Origin of the sequence: Marinobacter fonticola (assembly GCF_008122265.1) — a bacterium.
In the GTDB taxonomy this organism is placed as follows: Bacteria; Pseudomonadota; Gammaproteobacteria; order Pseudomonadales; family Oleiphilaceae; genus Marinobacter_A; species Marinobacter_A fonticola.
Genome location: NZ_CP043042.1, coordinates 1,310,278 through 1,324,975 on the forward strand (window position 1 = coordinate 1,310,278; position 14,698 = coordinate 1,324,975).

Here is a 14,698-nt window from a genome sequence, read left to right on the forward strand (position 1 = left end):
TTTCGGAAGTGGTTGTTTTTCGGAAAGTGCGGAAAGTACCTATACGCGCGCTACATAAGTTTCATTAGCTTGCTTGGATGGACTCTAATCGTTTGCGTCGATGACGACCTCAGCGACGACCTACCGTCTCGATCCGGCGCAGGTACGCGCCGAATTTCTCCGGCTCCTTCCCATCTCGCTTTTTGTGGTGGCGTTTGGCGCTGCCTTTGGTTTGGCTGCGGTGCAGAAGGGTATCGTTCCGCTGGAAGCCACCTTGATGAGCGTGCTGGTGTTTGCCGGTGCCTCCCAGTTTGCCGTGCTGGAACTTTGGGGCGAGCAGGTGGCACTGCTGCCGCTGATCGCGATCACTTTCGCCATTAACTCCCGTCATCTGCTGATGGGCGCTTCTCTCTATCCCATGCTGCGCCAGATGCCGATAGCTCAGCGATACGGCATTCTACTGGTGCTTACAGACGCCAATTGGGCCGTGGCTGCACAGGACTACCAGAATGGTAGACGCAACCTCGAGGTCATTCTCGGGGGCGGTTTCGTGCTTTGGGTGGCCTGGCTGATCGGAACCCTGCTGGGCGTCTATTTTGGCGGCCTATTGCAGGAGCCCAAGAGTCTGGGGCTGGATATGGTGCTGGGCTGTTTTCTTCTGGCGATGGCTCTGGGCGGGCGCAAGAATTCGCGGGTTATCGTCGCCTGGACGGTGGCTGGAGCGGCGGCGATGGCCGCTTACTGGTGGTTGCCGCCACACACCCATGTCGTGGTAGGCGCCCTGGCTGGCGGCGCGGTAGGTTTTTTCTGGTTGGAGCGTCAGTCCGATGAGCATTGAAACGACGCACCTTGGCGTTCTGCTAATTATCGTTATTATGGCGGCGGTAACCCTGGTCACCCGCTGGGGCGGGCCCTTCCTGATGTCCTACGTGACCATCAACCCACGGGTCGAGAGCTTCATCAATACCATGGCCAGCTCGGTACTGATCGCCATCCTCACGCCGATGGCCTTCACCGGCGATCTGGGCGCCAGACTGGCGTTGGCTACCACCGCTATCCTGATGCTGGCGCTCCGTAAACCCCTTCCCGCTATCGCCGGCGGAATCCTCGCCGCGGCTGGCGCGCGCTACGTCTTCCAATAACACCACTTGCCGTTTGAGGTTTGCCGATGTATCTCGGGTCACCGCCGGGCCGGTCGACCGGTGGTAGCATGAGTCTTCATCGTGTGTCGGCAGAGACAAGGCTCCATGGCGGTAATCTCCGCGATAAGCAGACTGATTCCTTCGCTGGTGCTGGTGGCCTTCATCGGCCTGGTGGCGATGTTGTCCAGCGAACGGGCACCCGGTGACGCCGCGCGCATTGTGCTGCCGCAATGGCCGGACCAGAACCCGCTGGATTGGCAGGCTGTCGATCGGCTTGTCGCCCGGGTGCCGCTGACGGAGAGAGGGGCTTTGGTGGTCGATGGGCGGACAATCGCCGCACTGGAAGAGGGCAGCCGGGGAGTAGCGCTGCCCTTGACGCCCGAGCAACGTATGCGCATTGAATTCTTGCTAAACAAAGGCCTGCCCGACGCGGGCAACGGGGTTGCGGACCTGTTTTTTCGCTTCCTTCAGTATCGAGCGGCCGAACAGGCCCTAGGGACATCTGCGAGTCCGGCCGAGCACGAGCGTCTGCAGGCGCGCTTCTTCGGCCACCAGACCGCTCACTCGCTGTTTCAGCAACAGAACGCGATGCGCAAGGGCCTGGCTGAGCAGGAGGCTCAACGGCAAGGCGAACCGCCGGCAAGCGGAGGTGTGCGCTAATGTCTCGAAGCCCGTTGGACTGGAAAGCGCATCTGCTGGCGGTCAGCGCCGGGGTCCTGCTGGCGTTGCCGTACAATAACCGTGAATTATTCCTGCTGACGTGGTTGGGTTTCGTTCCCCTGCTGTTTGCCCTTCAGGGCAAGACACCCGGCCAGTCTTATCGCCTGGGTCTATCCTGTGGGCTGGGTCTTTACGGGGTCGGGGCCTGGTGGGTTGTCGGCTTTATCGAGCGGCTGTGGTCGCCGGGCCTGGCGGTCACAGCATCGCTCTCACTGCTGTTTTGGTTCTACAGTGCGCAATTGCCGGCGTTGCTGGCGTCATCCTTGCAATGGCTCCGGCGGCGGACCGGCTGGTCGGATGTGCTTCTCTTCCCGCTTTTGGTTGCGCTTTTCTTCGGTCACTTTCCGATGCTCTTCCATGCTCAGCTTGGCGAAAGCCAAAGCGCCTTCCTGGCCGCCTTGCAGCCGGTGTCTCTGACCGGCGTGCTGGGGTTGGATACGGTCATCGCTGTGGTGAATCTACTGCTGTTCCGGTGGCTGTCGGGCGCTGTGGAAGGCCGGCGCGATCCAATAGGTTGGGGTGCGGCCCTGGTACCGGTAGCCTGGCTGGTCTTCGGTGGTTTCAGCCTAGGCGCCTGGGATATGCGAATGACCGATTGGTCGTCGCGGCGAATAGGGTTTGTGCAGGAGAACGCACCGGCCGGTGTCGGCAACAAGCCGCCCGTAGCCGGTTATAGTGAAACCTATCCGCGTGCGCTGGCACTCTCCGAGCAGTTGACCGCACAAGGGGCTGAGCTGGTGGTCTGGCCTGAAGCGCGATTCAACCCCTACTTTCTCGAGCCCCGTGTCGCTGAAGCCTTTCGCCAGGCCGCTCAGACCATGGGCGCAGCGCTGCTGTTCCAGGCGATGGAGCGGGAGAACCGGGTGCGGAGTCGATTGGAATTCAATAGCGCGGTACTGATCGATGCCCAAGGGCGAGACCAAGGCCACTACCGCAAGATCAAGCGCGTGGCATTCGGCGAGTATCTGCCGGTCCTGGGGCTGTTCCCGGAGGCGCGGCGCTGGGTTCGGGGAACGTTTGGCGCGTTCTTCAGTCATGTTTCGGCGGGGCAGGGGCCGGCGCGTTTCTCGCTAGATGGCCTGCAGGTGGTGCCGTTGATCTGCTACGAAGCGATGTTTCCCTATTTCGTTGCCGACGCGGTGCGTGGCGGCGGTGCCGGCGAACTTGTGGTGACGATGTCCAACAACGCCTGGTTTGGCGCCACACGCCAGCCGTACCAGCATCTGAATGCATCGGTATTGCGAGCGGTGGAAAGCCGGGCGCCATTGCTTCACGTGATGAACAACGGCCCGTCAGCGGTCATTCTGCCCAACGGCCGGCGGCTGTTTGAATCGGCTTACGGTGAGGAAGCGGGTTATTGGGTCGACGTTCCCATACCGGCTTCAGGCGCCGACAGCTTCTTTACCAGGCAGCCCTGGCTGTTTCGCGGTGCGCTCTATGGCTTGCTGTTGGTCGTGCTGGTCAAGGCGTTCTGGCCTGTTCGGGCGCGCCGATCAGCGACGTCGGCACCCGCTTCCTGAGCTGTTCCTGCTGCGCCTTCTTTTCCGCCGGGGATAGGGTCGGGTCCGACTGGATACGCATGCTCTGCAGAGTGTAACGCGTCAGCGTTTCCTCCTTACCGTAAAGCGCTTCGGTGAGTTCGTCTCCCAAGTGGGTCCGGCGCAGGCGACTGAGTTGTTCGAAGTTCGCCTCCAGATTCGTCAGCTCGCCGTGGTAGCCAAAGGTGTCTTGGATGTCCCGGTAGGCGTTGCTATAGCGGTAGTAGCGCTCCGCAACGTCCGCCGCCTGTCGGCCTGCTTCGCCCTGAAGACCGCCTTCGATCAGCGTTTTCAACTCGGCGAGCCGGGCCTCGGTCATGGCGTCGTCCGGTTGTAGGAAGGCCGCTTCCAAAACGGCCTTGGCCTGTTGGTCAAGTTTGACCTCGCCGGATGCATCCAGATTCAGACGGCTCAGCGCGGTGGCGATGGCATCCAACTCGAACTGGGCTTGGCCCGGGGGTTCGGGCGAGGGTGGTTGCTCTCCCGCTTGAACCGGCGGCTGGCGGAGCGAGGGCCCCGGTTCGGTCGCCGCCGGGGAGCGCGCCAGCGCGTCCGGTGCGGGCGCTGGGTTTTCCGGCATGTAAACATCCGGTTGCGGCGATGTGGCCGGTTTGGCGACCGGCTTTTCCGGCGTCGTTGCCTTGAGCCAGCCCAGCATGCCGGCCATCACGAGCGCGAGCGGTCCGGCTACGGCCAGCGAGAGCTTCAGCGCCCGCAGGCGTTGCTGTTGCTTGTGGCGCTTCAACTTTGCTTCGGTTCGGTGGGTATCGGATTGGACCATGACGATTCCTTAGTCGGCCACTTCACGGATTTGGCTGATGGTGGCTCCCGTCCAGTTCTTCACCGCACGGCGCAGGCTGGAGGCGCAGGAGAAGCCGGTCAGTTCGGACACGTCCTCGACGCTCAGGCGGGAAAAACGCAACTGGTGCGAGGCGAGTTCCATTCTTACTTCGTGCAGGATCTTGCGGAACGATGCATTTTCGTTGGCTAAGCGTCGCGTCATGCTGCGCGGCGTCATGCTCATCTGCATGGCGACTTGGTCGAGAGTGATTTCAGGCTTGAAGTGTGCCCGAATGTGCCAGCGCACCCGGTCGGCAAAAGTGACGTGGGATGGCATCCGGCTAAGCTCCCGCTCGCACTGCTTTACAATTCTCTCGAAGGTGCGTTGACGCAATCGGCGGAAGCGTTTGAAGACGAACTCAAGCTGACCCGATATCGTCGATTCCTCGCAGCCGAACGTGATGGAGCTGCAAGGTAGGGCGCTGTATGGCTCGGCATCTTCCGGTTCCGGGATGGATAGGCGCACATGAACGGAGGGGTCCTCCACCGTCTTGTTCCCGCACAAATCCCATATACGCAGGCTAATAGCCAGCCGGAATTCGCGGATGAACGCCCGCATGACCGGGTTGCCGTCCTCGGCCGTGGGGTAGTCTAGTGGCTCGACAATGCGATTGTCGGCGTCAAGATAGGAGTTGGGGTGGGATGCGGCCATGGTGTAGTAAGGCTGCGCGGTGACCATGTAGCGGCGGAAAGCTTCGGCGGCGTCCTTAAGGTTGGTGCTGCAATGCACCACGAAACCGACCGGCCCCCAAAAACTCCAGTCGAAGTTCATGCCGACCTGCAAACCCAGGCCCGGCCGGGGTAAGAGTCTGATGCCATTACCGATGAGTGCATGAAGCTGGTTGTAGCTGACACAGACATCCTGCATATCGAACAGAGCGGGTGAGATGCCGGTGCCTCTCAACAGGTCGTTCTGGTTGGCGCCCAGTGTACAAAATGCTTCGATAAAACCCAGTGGGTGGCGGTGGAGGGGAATGAGTTTGCTATCAAAATTCATGGAGAGCCTCCCTGGCTGTTAAAGCCTGTTTTGTTGTTTTGGGAGCGCACAATAACCGTGCCCGAAAAGGGCACGGTTACGTTGTGTCTGTGCTTGCTGACTCTTTAGCCGCTAAATCCGGCCATGAAAACGATCTAGCCGTTACAGTCCTTTGCGCTCGACGTCCCAGTCGCTTAGGTCACAGACTTCGCACGGTCCGGTGAATAGGTCGGCGGCGTCGGCGTCATCCGACAGCTGATACAACCACCAGGCTGTGGTGATACCGCGGTAATCGCCCATGCTGCCAACCGGCTCGAAGTGACTGGCTCCATCCAGAGTAGCCCAGAATACCGGAACATCAACACGGCGATAGACCGGCGCCTGGTTCAGCGTGGGACCGGCCAGGGTGTCTGACGAGCCGGAAAGCAGCAGCATCGGGGCGGTTTGCTGGTATTGCGATGAGGTTTCGTGCCCCAGGCCTAGAATGTAGGGCTGCACCGGAGCGGTCGCGGTGATGCGATCGTCACGGGCGGCCATGATGGTGCCGCCACCACCTTGTGAGTGGCCGGAGGCGCCGACGTTGGAGAAGTCCAACTGGTCGGCGTAGCTGGTGCGCTGAAGATACTCCAGGCAGTCCAGCATTTCCTCACCGGAACCGGCATTGGAGGTATTCGCCGCCGCAACGACAAAGCCCCACGAGGCCCAGTGTTCGAGACCGCCGCCATAGGTGGACGGCGAACCACCGGTGCCGTTACCCCACAAGATCACCGGGTGGTCGTCCTGCAGGTTGACGGGACGATAGATGGTGCATGAGAAACCACCACGCTGGCTTGTGGTGGCGAACGGGCCATCTTCGGCATAGGCGGCGAGAGAGTCACCGCCCGGCGTCATTGCCACTGCACTGGTGGACAGAATAATACCGCTTACAGCGGCTGCAGTTTTTGCAGCCCACGTCGATTTTAGGACTTGCAGTTTCATTGTTGTTTCCTTCCCTGCTGTCATTTGAGAGTTTTTGGCGTTGTTTTGTCTCGCAGTTCATACACCGAACGAAACACTTGCGATTCTAGGGAGGTGGTTCGCAGGTCGGCTATGACGGGAAAGGCGGGATTGCGGCAGTGTTGGAAGGTCAGGTTGCGTATAAAAAGTGTACAGCGACGATCGCCGGCGCTACCGCGGTCGTTAAAGCCGTCCTTGGCTCATTCGGGAGAACCGAATAACTCCTGTTTTATACGATTTTCCTTCCTGCTAATCGCGCAGAATGCGGTCTGAGGAAAACGTCGAGTACGTGGGTTGGCGCAATCAATTCGAACTGCGCGCGTCCTTGATGACATCGTAGGCATGGCTGATTTCGCGGGTTTTTTCCTCGGCCATTTCCCGCATGCTTTCCGGTAGGCCGCGTCCCGCCAATTTGTCGGGGTGATTTTGACTCATCAGCTTGCGGTAGGCTTTTTTCAGTTCGGCATCGCTGGCGGATTCGGAAACCCCCAGTACTTTGTAAGCATCGGCGAGTTGCTGGCCGCGAGCGGGACCGCCACCGGCCGTGCCGCTACGGGCTCCCCGTAGCATGGCTTCAAGCTGGTCAACCTGGGCCTCGGGGATGCCCAGCTTGCGGGCGATGTGAACCAGCATTTCATGTTCGGCCGGATGCACCTCGCCATCGGCGCCCACGGCGGAGACCTGGACCTGCAGGAACATCTGTAGCAGCGCGCTTTGGCCACGGGTCACACGCAGCAACAGGTTCAGTTCGTTGTCCAGATCGAAGTCGTCCTCTTTGCCGCGGCGGAAAGCGGCCTTTGCCGTTTCACGCTGCTCGCCGGACAAACGAAGTCGATTGAACAGGGTTTCAGCCACCTGGATCTCATCCTGAGTGACCACACCGTCGGCCTTACACACCGCGCCCATGACGGAGAACGTGCTTTCAAGGAACTGGGACTGAACCCGGAAAATACCCTGGCGTAGCTTGTGGGCTAGGGCCTTGGCGAGGATGTAGCCTACGATCGCGCCAATGAGCAGGCCGGGAAATCGTCCGAAGCTGTAGCCGATGAGGCCACCGATAAAAAGTGCGAGGAACATGCGGGGAATCCTATCGTGTTTTTTGCTATGACAGTCATGACGATACTTGTATAAGCCGTGGGTATCTTAGCAACGTTTGCCGGTCGATAGCGTATGGAAATGCATTGCGGCGTTCCGCGCCTGTATTGATAGGCGACAGCAGAACGGCCCTCAAGGCGTGCAGAATCGCCAACAGACTTAACTAGAGGTTTCTTGGCAGCAGTGTACTAATGACTCGGGTACTGATAACCAGTGTACCAGTGGACGGAGGCTCAGGGGTGGGGCATTTCGGCGACCGTCCGCCCTAACCGGCAAAGGCTTGGGAATTGCGCCCACAGAAATCTACACCGCCGTCAAGGACAGCGGTGCCTGCTAACAGGATAATCAAGCTTCCGGGAAGGCGCTCCAGCCGTCGAGCCAGCTTTTCTCCGCGATTGGATTGATGGCCCCCTGAAAGGTAGCCGATTCGTCGAAGAATTCGCTTTGGGGCGGCGCGACGGCCTGCATCTGACGCGAGGTCATGATGGGCTGAAAGCTGGGTGAACTCACATTGCGCGCCGACGTCATCATCGCACTTTCCACGCGGAAATGGTTGTGGTGTTGGGGCGAGCGGATCCAGGCTTTTTCGTCGAAACCGTAGTCGTCGTCCGTATCGCCATGCTCATCGGCACTCTGGCCAAGATTGCCGGTGCTGGCCACAATGCTGCCGGAGAACGACAAGGTTCCCGCGCCCACCAAGGCGGACACCTCGTCGCGCAGGTCCAAGGCCTCGATACCGTAGCTGTCGATAATCATGTTGTGGAAGTGGGCGCCGGAGCCTTCGCGGATGACCATGCCCCGGTGCTTCTTGGCGGACAGCCCGCCGCCGACCATGGTGACGTTGTAGAAGGTCGGTTCCGAACGCGGGCGTGCATTGTGGTCATCGCCGTTGTTATCGCCCTCGAAGCCATTGTCACCAGCGTCCGGATGCTGCTGGATGATCGCGAACTGGACCCGGCCGGTCCAGCCCCAGTCCCAGTCGATCCCGTCGTCGCCTGCGCCGGAGACGACCACATGCTTGAGATCGACCTGACCGCCAAACATCTCGATACCGTCATCCAGTGACCGGTGAACCTGGACATGCTGGACGATGGTGTTTTGACCGCATCCGCCCAGCGTCAGGCCATTAAGCTCGTTATTCTTGTAAACCTCGAAGCCGGCGAATTCGATGCGCGTGTATTGCATCACGCCGCAGCTATCCTGCCGGTCGTTCCCGCCGAACCGGCCGCGACTGTCGCCTTCGGGCACGCCCTCAATGGCCGCGTTAGGCTGATTGACCGGCGCTTTACCCAGCAGCGCAACGCCGCCCCAATCGCCGCGTTTACGCTGGCCGTTGTCCTGAGCGCTCGTAAAGACAACCGGAGCGTCCGCGCTGCCGCGAGAGAACAGTTTGCTGTCGCGCGTCACGATCAGAGCGGAACCGCGCTCCCCTTTGACCGTCACTCCGTTCTCGATAGTGAGGTTGGCGCCCTGGTCGACGTAGATGGTCTTTTCCAGCACGTAAGTCTTGCCGGCTTTCCAGGTAGTGTCGGCCAGGACGTCCTGGCCGACGCGTACCGTTTTGTTTTCGAATGCGGTGAAGCCAACGATAACCGCCGCGGTAGCGACCACGGGTAAAGCCCAGGCCGTTGTCTTGAACGCGCGTCCGCGCGGGTTTGCGGACGGTGTTTCAGCCTTTTCGTAGCGCTGGGTGCGGGGGGCCGCCATCAACGGCTCGCCGGTATCCGCCGCGCGAATGTCTTTCACCAACGCCTTGAGCTCGGAAGAGCCCGCCGCTTCCACGCGAGTCAGAATATCGTGCCGGTACGGGACGTCGCGCAGAAGGTTGTTGAGATGGATGAATTGAACGCCGGGACACTGGCCCTGGTCGACAACCCGCTTGAGGCGCCACAGCATTTCGATGAGCAGAGAAGACTTCGCAGACATGACCTGAACCTTTGTCGGTTTGGACCCTTCAGCCATCAAGACGCGCCGGGCGGCATGTTCAACCCGGTGTAAAGGCACAGTGTCTTGTTACGGAAGGGCTTTCGAGTTGACAGGCATTGAAGCGAAGGCAGATGACCGGAAGGTTACAAGAAAACATATGCCACAAAAAGTTACATAAATACGCATCCGCATCGTGCACTAGGCGCTGAGATTAGGGGTGGACGAACGTGAGCATCAGTCCGAGGCTTGCTCATTCAGATAGCGCTCGATATCGAAGATGTGCACATCGACGGCGGATAGATCTCGCAGGGAGTCGGCCAACCGCAGCAGGTAGTCCCGGTTCGGCCCGCTGGGGCCCGTCGCGGAGGCAATTTGGCGAGCGATATCGCGCTCGTGGGCGGGACCGAGAAAGGCCGTGTTTTCCGGGGTGGCGATGTAAACCAAACCCTCCACCTGCTGGCCATCGTCGAAGGTAAGCTGCGTGGTAAAGCGTAGGTAACCGTTTTTCTCGCGGATATCCAGGTGGTCGAACACCTGGGGCGATATCAGGTAGCCCATGCCGCGGCACAGTGCGCCGGGTTTCTCGATCAGCGTAACAACGCGTCCCGGCGCCTCAACCGTGCCACGGTGATCGTGGGAGCCTTGCCAGAAGCGACGCTCCCAATCCCGGATGGAGGCCGGTTTGCGTTCAAGATAAGGAAAATCTGCCTTGAAGATCAGCGAGCCGTAGCCGAACAGCCATACGGATTCGCGACCGTCAAAGCGATGGCGCTGGCGATTGATTTCAACCGTATTCGTGGACATGGCAAAAGATAGATGCGGAAGTGTAGTCGAAGGCCAGCATAGCATGCTGGCTCGCACGCACATAACGGGAGAGAGCGGGAGAGTGCAGCTCTCTGTGTCCGCCTCCTGGGAAAAAGCCTGGTCGCCGTTGCTTAACTGGAATGGTCCCACCTGTCTTTGCGGCTCTCACGATGCTGCGTCCTTTGAGAATTGAAGTAGGGAGGCGTTGGTGGCCGGTTCGCTTCCCGAGCACCGGGCTAGGCGGTATGCTCGATATCGGTCCAACCGCGAGTAAACCGATATGGGCGATGTCCTTCCTTTCAAACGGCCGGAAAAGAAGAAACTCCGCAAGGGGCTTTGTCAGCACGATATCCACAAATGGGTGGTCTGCAAGGATAAGCAATTTGACGTCAAAGCCGGCAAGCTAGTCACCGTTTATCGCTGCGAGCGATGCGGCAAGCAGAAGGTCAAATCGCACTAGTGCACTGTCAGCGCACTGTCAGCGCACTACGATGCTATGACTCAGCTACCGTGTAGACCTTCACATCCACCTCGTCGATCTGTTGTTCGCCCAGAAATCCCCGGGCGTAATCCAAGTAAACCCCAGACTGCAGAAACAGGTTGAACATGGCAGGATCCACATGCCCCTCCCTGGCCATGTTGCGCATGATGCCCAGAGCCTGGGTCAGGGTCTTGCCTTCCTTGTAGGGCCGGTCGACCGCGGTCAGCGCCTCGAAGATGTCGGCGATGACCATGGCTTTCTCCGGCACGCTCAATGCCTCGCCCGGTAGCTGGCGGGGGTAGCCGGTGCCATCCACCTTCTCATGGTGGGTGCCGGCCAGGCGCGGTACTTTCGATAGCCGGTCGGGCAGGGGCAATTCATCGAGCATGATGATGGTCTGCACAATATGCTCGTTGATTTTGAAGCGCTCTTCCGGTGTTAGGGTGCCGCGGCGAATCGTCAGATTGTAGCGTTCGCCATAGTTGTAGGCCGTATCCGGCAGGGCCATATCGAAGCCCCAGCGATTGCGCGGATCGTCCCGGGCTACGGGCGGTTTGCGGCCTTCATCCCAGGGGACGATGTGCTCCTGCTTATCGGCCAGCAACGTCTCTTCCACCGGCAAGGCCGGTTCCGGCTCAGCGGTATGGCGTGCCCGTTCATCGTGAGAGAGCCCCAAGCGGTCGCTGAAGTAGCGGAGCCAGCGCCGGTCGCCGATTCTTACCACGCGTTCGACAGCGCTGTCGTCCATGGCTTCGCCACCGATGTTGGTTTGCGCCAGGAACTGAAAATCCGCCTGAAGTTCCGCCTGCAGCGCGTCTTTTCTTGGCCGGGCCTGGTCGTCGTCCTCACCGGCCAGGCGGCGATTGAGATAGTCGATCTCCAGGTCGCGATGCAGGACTTCAAAGCGGGTGCGGATTTCATGCAAGCGGTTGTAGATGGTTTCCAGCTTGGTGGCTTTGTCGACCACGTACTCCGGGCTGGTGATTTTGCCGCAGTCGTGCAGCCAGGCGGCGATATGGAACTCGTAGCGCTCCCACTCGGTCATTTCGAAGTGGGTGAATGGCCCGCTGCGAGTGTCGATGGCCTTATCCACGATCATCTTGGCGAGCTTGGGTACGCGTTCGCAGTGACCGCTGGTATAGGCCGACTTGGCGTCGATTGCGTCCGCAATCAGGCGGATGACGCCCTCGATCATCCGCTGCTGGCCTTCGATAAGCTGGCGGGTTTCGATGGCTACCGCCGCAGAGCCTGCAATTTCGTTGACGAAGCGGATGGTGTTCTCGTCAAGGGCGCCGAAATGCGCCTCGTCGAGATCGATTAACAGTACACCCACCAGCTCATTTGTCCGGTTACGCAGAACGGCGTAAACCGCGTGGTCTGTCAGGCGCTGGCGAAGATCGCGGGTGATGTCGGTGTCGGTCTGGTGCTGCGCTATCCCGTCGATGACCGCTGTGCGCTCTGGCCCAACGGATACGGCAAGTTCCAGCTGTGACAGCGGTTGGCGAAACAGGTAGATCGCGCCGCGTTTTTCGTTAAGGATGCTGATCAGCTCATTTAGGATACCGTGGAGTAAGGCGTCCAGGTTTTGGGACCGGTTCAGCGTCGTCGAGATGGACTGAAAGCTGCGGATAGTGCCCGCCATGTCCTCGATCGCCAAGCCCAGGCCGTGAGCCTCGCGGATGCGGGATTCAGTGGATATCGGCGTGTCGAAGCGGAAACGCGATAGTTCGCCCACCTCGGTGGCCAATTGTTCCAGCGGCTTTCCCAACTGTCGTCCTAACCGCCAACCCAGGACGAGCAGGACCAGCACGAGACCCAGCGCGATCCAGAGCTGCTGGCGCACGAGGCTCCACGCATCGGCCAGCAGTTCATCGGCGGGAATGGCAATCAGCATTTGCAGGCCGGCGCCGTGCATGGGCCGAAGAGCCGCGGAGATACCGAACCATTCGCCGTCGGCAATACTGAACTGTCGTGCCTCGGTGCTGACAGGCATGGCCCGCACGCGGTCCAGGGCGGGAACGTCCAATTGCTCCAAGTACGCCAGTTGGGGAGTGTGATCGGGGCCTGCCATCATGCGTGAGGGGTCCGGATAAGCGATCACCGTGCCCTCGCGGTCGACAATCGCGATCTCGGTGTTGGCCGTCAGCTTCAGCGCTTCAAGTTGGCTGCTTAAGGCCGAGACGGTCACGTCGATACCGGCTACGGCAGGGGTATCCGCCGCTTTGCGAGCCAGGGTTAGGCCGACAGCGCTTGTGGTGTAGAACACATAGGGATCGGTCAATGCGATGTCGTTGGTGCCGGCCGCTTTTTGGTACCAGTTGTGTTGCTGCGGGGCGTATCCGGTATCCGGGTTGGCGCGGCGCTCCAGCAAGTCCAGTCGCGAACTGTAGAAATGCAGCTCGGCCTTTAGCTGATTATTCTCGTCCAGCGTAATGGTCTGTAGAACGAATTGGGTAGCGCCGGGAGCGCCAAGAAACGTGTCGTCTTCGGGCATACGGCGAAGCAGGAAGAATTCACCGTTGGGGTAGCCCATGTAGGCGGCATCGACGATGTGGTTGATGCGCAGGATATCGGCCAGCACGTCGAGGTGCTCAAGCCGCTCGTCCAGTGTTTCTGCCTGGGCAAGGGTGCTGCCTCTGAGTAGGAGTAGAGCGGTAACCGGCGGTTCGGTCAGAGAGCGGATGCGGTCGTTTACGGCAAAGACAAGGTCTTCGACCGAATCCGACGTGGCTCTCAGCTTGGCGGCCTCCATACCCCGGTGCGCCTGATAGATCAGCGTTAGAGTCAGAATCAGCATGCCCAGCGTAATCGCCAGAGAAGTGAGCAGCGCCAGGGGATAGCGCTTTGGGTCGCGCGTCATGGTCAGATCCTTCTGCATGTACCGCATCGCCCCTCAATACAGTCACTGTCGGTAAGATCAAGCGTAGTCTTTCATCTCACTATTGCACAAAGCCGGTACTTGATCATTTGGATCATCGGCATAGACTGCTGATCTGACTACAAGAATAAATAAAGGCAACCTTCGTGCATCTCCTAACTGGCTTCGGTCTCGGCTGCCTTTGTCTGCTGAGCGTCGTTATTCTGCGTGACTTCCGCCACTCCCGGCTTGGCCGCGTGTTCTTGCTGATCGTCGTGACCTCGGTGGCTTTCCTGCTCGATCCCTTGATGGACCCGCAGTGGCGCTGGATTACCTCGAACATTCAGACCGCCTTGCCCGGCCTATTCTGGCTGCTGTGCGAACTCACCTTCGCCCGGCGACCTAAACTGGTTAGCCTCTGGGGCGCTATGGCGGCTTACAGCTTTGTCGCACCGGCGATTGCGCGGCCATTCGTCGCACCGGATGATCCGCTGAACCCCGGCGTATTTTTCGGCTGGAGCCTGGGCCGCTACTTCGAGTATGCCATTATGCTCAGGGCTTTCTGGCACGTGATTTCCCATTGGCAGGACGATCTGGTGGAAGCCCGGCGCCGGGCGCGATTGGTCGTTTTGCTGGTCGTCGGCAGCGCTGTGGGCTGGGCGGTGGTTACGCTGAACATGGGGTTGTCCGGCGAGCTGACGCCGGGAATGGTGACCGGTGTGGCGGCCTTTCTCGCCGCTTTTTTCCTGTTACAAGGACGGCAAGGGGTGCTCGAGGTGGCCGAACCTGGGACGGCGCCATCGGTCGAGCCCTTAGCGCAACCGTGTGTGGAACGGAGCGCCGATGCGCAGGTTCTTACCCGCATTATGGACCAAGAATACTACCGCACCGAACGGTTGACTCTGAAAATGCTGTCCGAAGCCTCCGGCATTCCGGAGTATCGCTTGCGCCGGGTGATCAACCAGACCCTGGGGTACCGTAACTTCAACGATTACATTAACCAGTTGCGTATTGCCGACGCGTCCCGGCGGCTGTTGAACGCGCCGGATATGCCGATCCTCAATGTCTCCCTGGACGTGGGCTACCGTACTCTCAGTTCCTTCAATCGCGCTTTTCGCGAGATTACGGGTGTGACGCCCACCGAGTACCGGCAGAAGGCCGGCTCGTCACTCGCCAGCGTCTGATCAAATTCTCTGATTTCACGTTTTGCACAGCGATTACAGGATTTGTTTTCGCTCTTGCAAGCCTTGTGCTGCAATGGATTTCAGGAATTGCACAGTGGCCTGACGGATCTGCATGCTGCTTTCCCTCGCGAGCGCGTCAGTCACTCCCTAAGTTGGTAAG

General features: G+C 59.8%; 13 protein-coding genes. 6 read left to right on the plus strand and 7 right to left on the minus strand.

Annotation, left to right across the window (positions count from 1 at the left end; genetic code table 11):
- The first annotated feature begins 100 nt into the window (after nt 1-100).
- From FXO11_RS05850 to lnt, 4 genes are all read left to right on the plus strand, one after another.
- Nucleotides 101-817, plus strand: a complete 717-nt coding sequence (locus FXO11_RS05850) for an AzlC family ABC transporter permease (protein ID WP_148862095.1) — start codon at nt 101-103, stop codon at nt 815-817.
- Nucleotides 807-1,121 (plus strand): AzlD family protein, encoded by a 315-nt coding sequence (locus tag FXO11_RS05855; protein ID WP_148862097.1) that lies wholly within the window; start codon nt 807-809, stop codon nt 1,119-1,121. Before FXO11_RS05850 ends, FXO11_RS05855 begins: the two co-directional genes overlap by 11 nt.
- A 105-nt stretch (nt 1,122-1,226) precedes the next feature.
- The gene (locus FXO11_RS05860) at nt 1,227-1,781 is read left to right on the plus strand and encodes a hypothetical protein (RefSeq protein ID WP_148862110.1); all 555 of its coding nucleotides are present in this window, start codon (nt 1,227-1,229) and stop codon (nt 1,779-1,781) included.
- Nucleotides 1,781-3,361, plus strand: a complete 1,581-nt coding sequence (gene lnt / locus FXO11_RS05865; protein WP_148862113.1) for an apolipoprotein N-acyltransferase — start codon at nt 1,781-1,783, stop codon at nt 3,359-3,361. Before FXO11_RS05860 ends, lnt begins: the two co-directional genes overlap by 1 nt.
- Here lnt and FXO11_RS05870 read toward each other — a convergent pair.
- The 6 genes from FXO11_RS05870 to FXO11_RS05895 form a co-directional block, all read right to left on the minus strand.
- Nucleotides 3,303-4,160 (minus strand): lipase secretion chaperone, encoded by an 858-nt coding sequence (locus FXO11_RS05870; RefSeq protein ID WP_148862115.1) that lies wholly within the window; start codon nt 4,158-4,160, stop codon nt 3,303-3,305. The genes lnt and FXO11_RS05870 overlap by 59 nt on opposite strands.
- 9 nt (nt 4,161-4,169) lie before the next feature.
- Entirely contained in the window at nt 4,170-5,216 is a 1,047-nt protein-coding gene (locus FXO11_RS05875; protein ID WP_148862117.1) for an AraC family transcriptional regulator, read from the minus strand.
- A gap of 141 nt (nt 5,217-5,357) precedes the next feature.
- Nucleotides 5,358-6,173, minus strand: coding sequence for a poly(ethylene terephthalate) hydrolase family protein (locus FXO11_RS05880; protein ID WP_227546051.1), 816 nt, complete (start codon nt 6,171-6,173; stop codon nt 5,358-5,360).
- Between the two features lie 321 nt (nt 6,174-6,494).
- Complete coding sequence (gene djlA, locus FXO11_RS05885) at nt 6,495-7,268, minus strand: co-chaperone DjlA (protein ID WP_148862119.1); 774 nt, start codon at nt 7,266-7,268, stop codon at nt 6,495-6,497.
- Nucleotides 7,269-7,631: 363 nt separating this feature from the next.
- Nucleotides 7,632-9,212: a hypothetical protein gene (locus FXO11_RS05890; RefSeq protein ID WP_148862121.1), complete on the minus strand. Its 1,581-nt coding sequence runs from the start codon at nt 9,210-9,212 to the stop codon at nt 7,632-7,634.
- 234 nt (nt 9,213-9,446) lie between these two features.
- On the minus strand, nt 9,447-10,016 hold the full coding sequence (locus tag FXO11_RS05895) for a gamma-glutamylcyclotransferase (protein ID WP_148862123.1): 570 nt from the start codon (nt 10,014-10,016) through the stop codon (nt 9,447-9,449).
- Between the two features lie 280 nt (nt 10,017-10,296).
- On the opposite strand from FXO11_RS05895, the gene FXO11_RS05900 reads away from it, so the two are divergent.
- Nucleotides 10,297-10,476 carry a hypothetical protein gene (locus FXO11_RS05900; protein ID WP_148862124.1) on the plus strand — a complete coding sequence of 60 codons (180 nt, stop codon included), beginning with the start codon at nt 10,297-10,299 and terminating at the stop codon, nt 10,474-10,476.
- Nucleotides 10,477-10,510: 34 nt separating this feature from the next.
- On the opposite strand, the gene FXO11_RS05905 is transcribed toward FXO11_RS05900, so the two are convergent.
- Nucleotides 10,511-13,357 carry an HD domain-containing phosphohydrolase gene (locus FXO11_RS05905; RefSeq protein WP_148862126.1) on the minus strand — a complete coding sequence of 949 codons (2,847 nt, stop codon included), beginning with the start codon at nt 13,355-13,357 and terminating at the stop codon, nt 10,511-10,513.
- Between the two features lie 164 nt (nt 13,358-13,521).
- Here FXO11_RS05905 and FXO11_RS05910 point away from each other — a divergent pair, with 164 nt between their 5' ends.
- Nucleotides 13,522-14,538 (plus strand): AraC family transcriptional regulator, encoded by a 1,017-nt coding sequence (locus FXO11_RS05910; RefSeq protein ID WP_148862128.1) that lies wholly within the window; start codon nt 13,522-13,524, stop codon nt 14,536-14,538.
- Nucleotides 14,539-14,698: the final 160 nt, after the last annotated feature.

What these genes read in the sequence shown, in the direction of transcription:
- djlA (WP_148862119.1), bottom strand. Translation starts at nt 7,268, where the DNA reads ATGTTCCTCGCACTTTTTATCGGTGGCCTCATCGGCTACAGCTTCGGA.
- FXO11_RS05860 (WP_148862110.1), top strand. Translation starts at nt 1,227, where the DNA reads ATGGCGGTAATCTCCGCGATAAGCAGACTGATTCCTTCGCTGGTGCTG.
- FXO11_RS05895 (WP_148862123.1), bottom strand. Translation starts at nt 10,016, where the DNA reads ATGTCCACGAATACGGTTGAAATCAATCGCCAGCGCCATCGCTTTGAC.
- FXO11_RS05880 (WP_227546051.1), bottom strand. Translation starts at nt 6,173, where the DNA reads ATGAAACTGCAAGTCCTAAAATCGACGTGGGCTGCAAAAACTGCAGCC.
- FXO11_RS05875 (WP_148862117.1), bottom strand. Translation starts at nt 5,216, where the DNA reads ATGAATTTTGATAGCAAACTCATTCCCCTCCACCGCCACCCACTGGGT.
- FXO11_RS05870 (WP_148862115.1), bottom strand. Translation starts at nt 4,160, where the DNA reads ATGGTCCAATCCGATACCCACCGAACCGAAGCAAAGTTGAAGCGCCAC.
- lnt (WP_148862113.1), top strand. Translation starts at nt 1,781, where the DNA reads ATGTCTCGAAGCCCGTTGGACTGGAAAGCGCATCTGCTGGCGGTCAGC.
- FXO11_RS05890 (WP_148862121.1), bottom strand. Translation starts at nt 9,212, where the DNA reads ATGTCTGCGAAGTCTTCTCTGCTCATCGAAATGCTGTGGCGCCTCAAG.
- FXO11_RS05905 (WP_148862126.1), bottom strand. Translation starts at nt 13,357, where the DNA reads ATGACGCGCGACCCAAAGCGCTATCCCCTGGCGCTGCTCACTTCTCTG.
- FXO11_RS05855 (WP_148862097.1), top strand. Translation starts at nt 807, where the DNA reads ATGAGCATTGAAACGACGCACCTTGGCGTTCTGCTAATTATCGTTATT.
- FXO11_RS05900 (WP_148862124.1), top strand. Translation starts at nt 10,297, where the DNA reads ATGGGCGATGTCCTTCCTTTCAAACGGCCGGAAAAGAAGAAACTCCGC.
- FXO11_RS05850 (WP_148862095.1), top strand. Translation starts at nt 101, where the DNA reads ATGACGACCTCAGCGACGACCTACCGTCTCGATCCGGCGCAGGTACGC.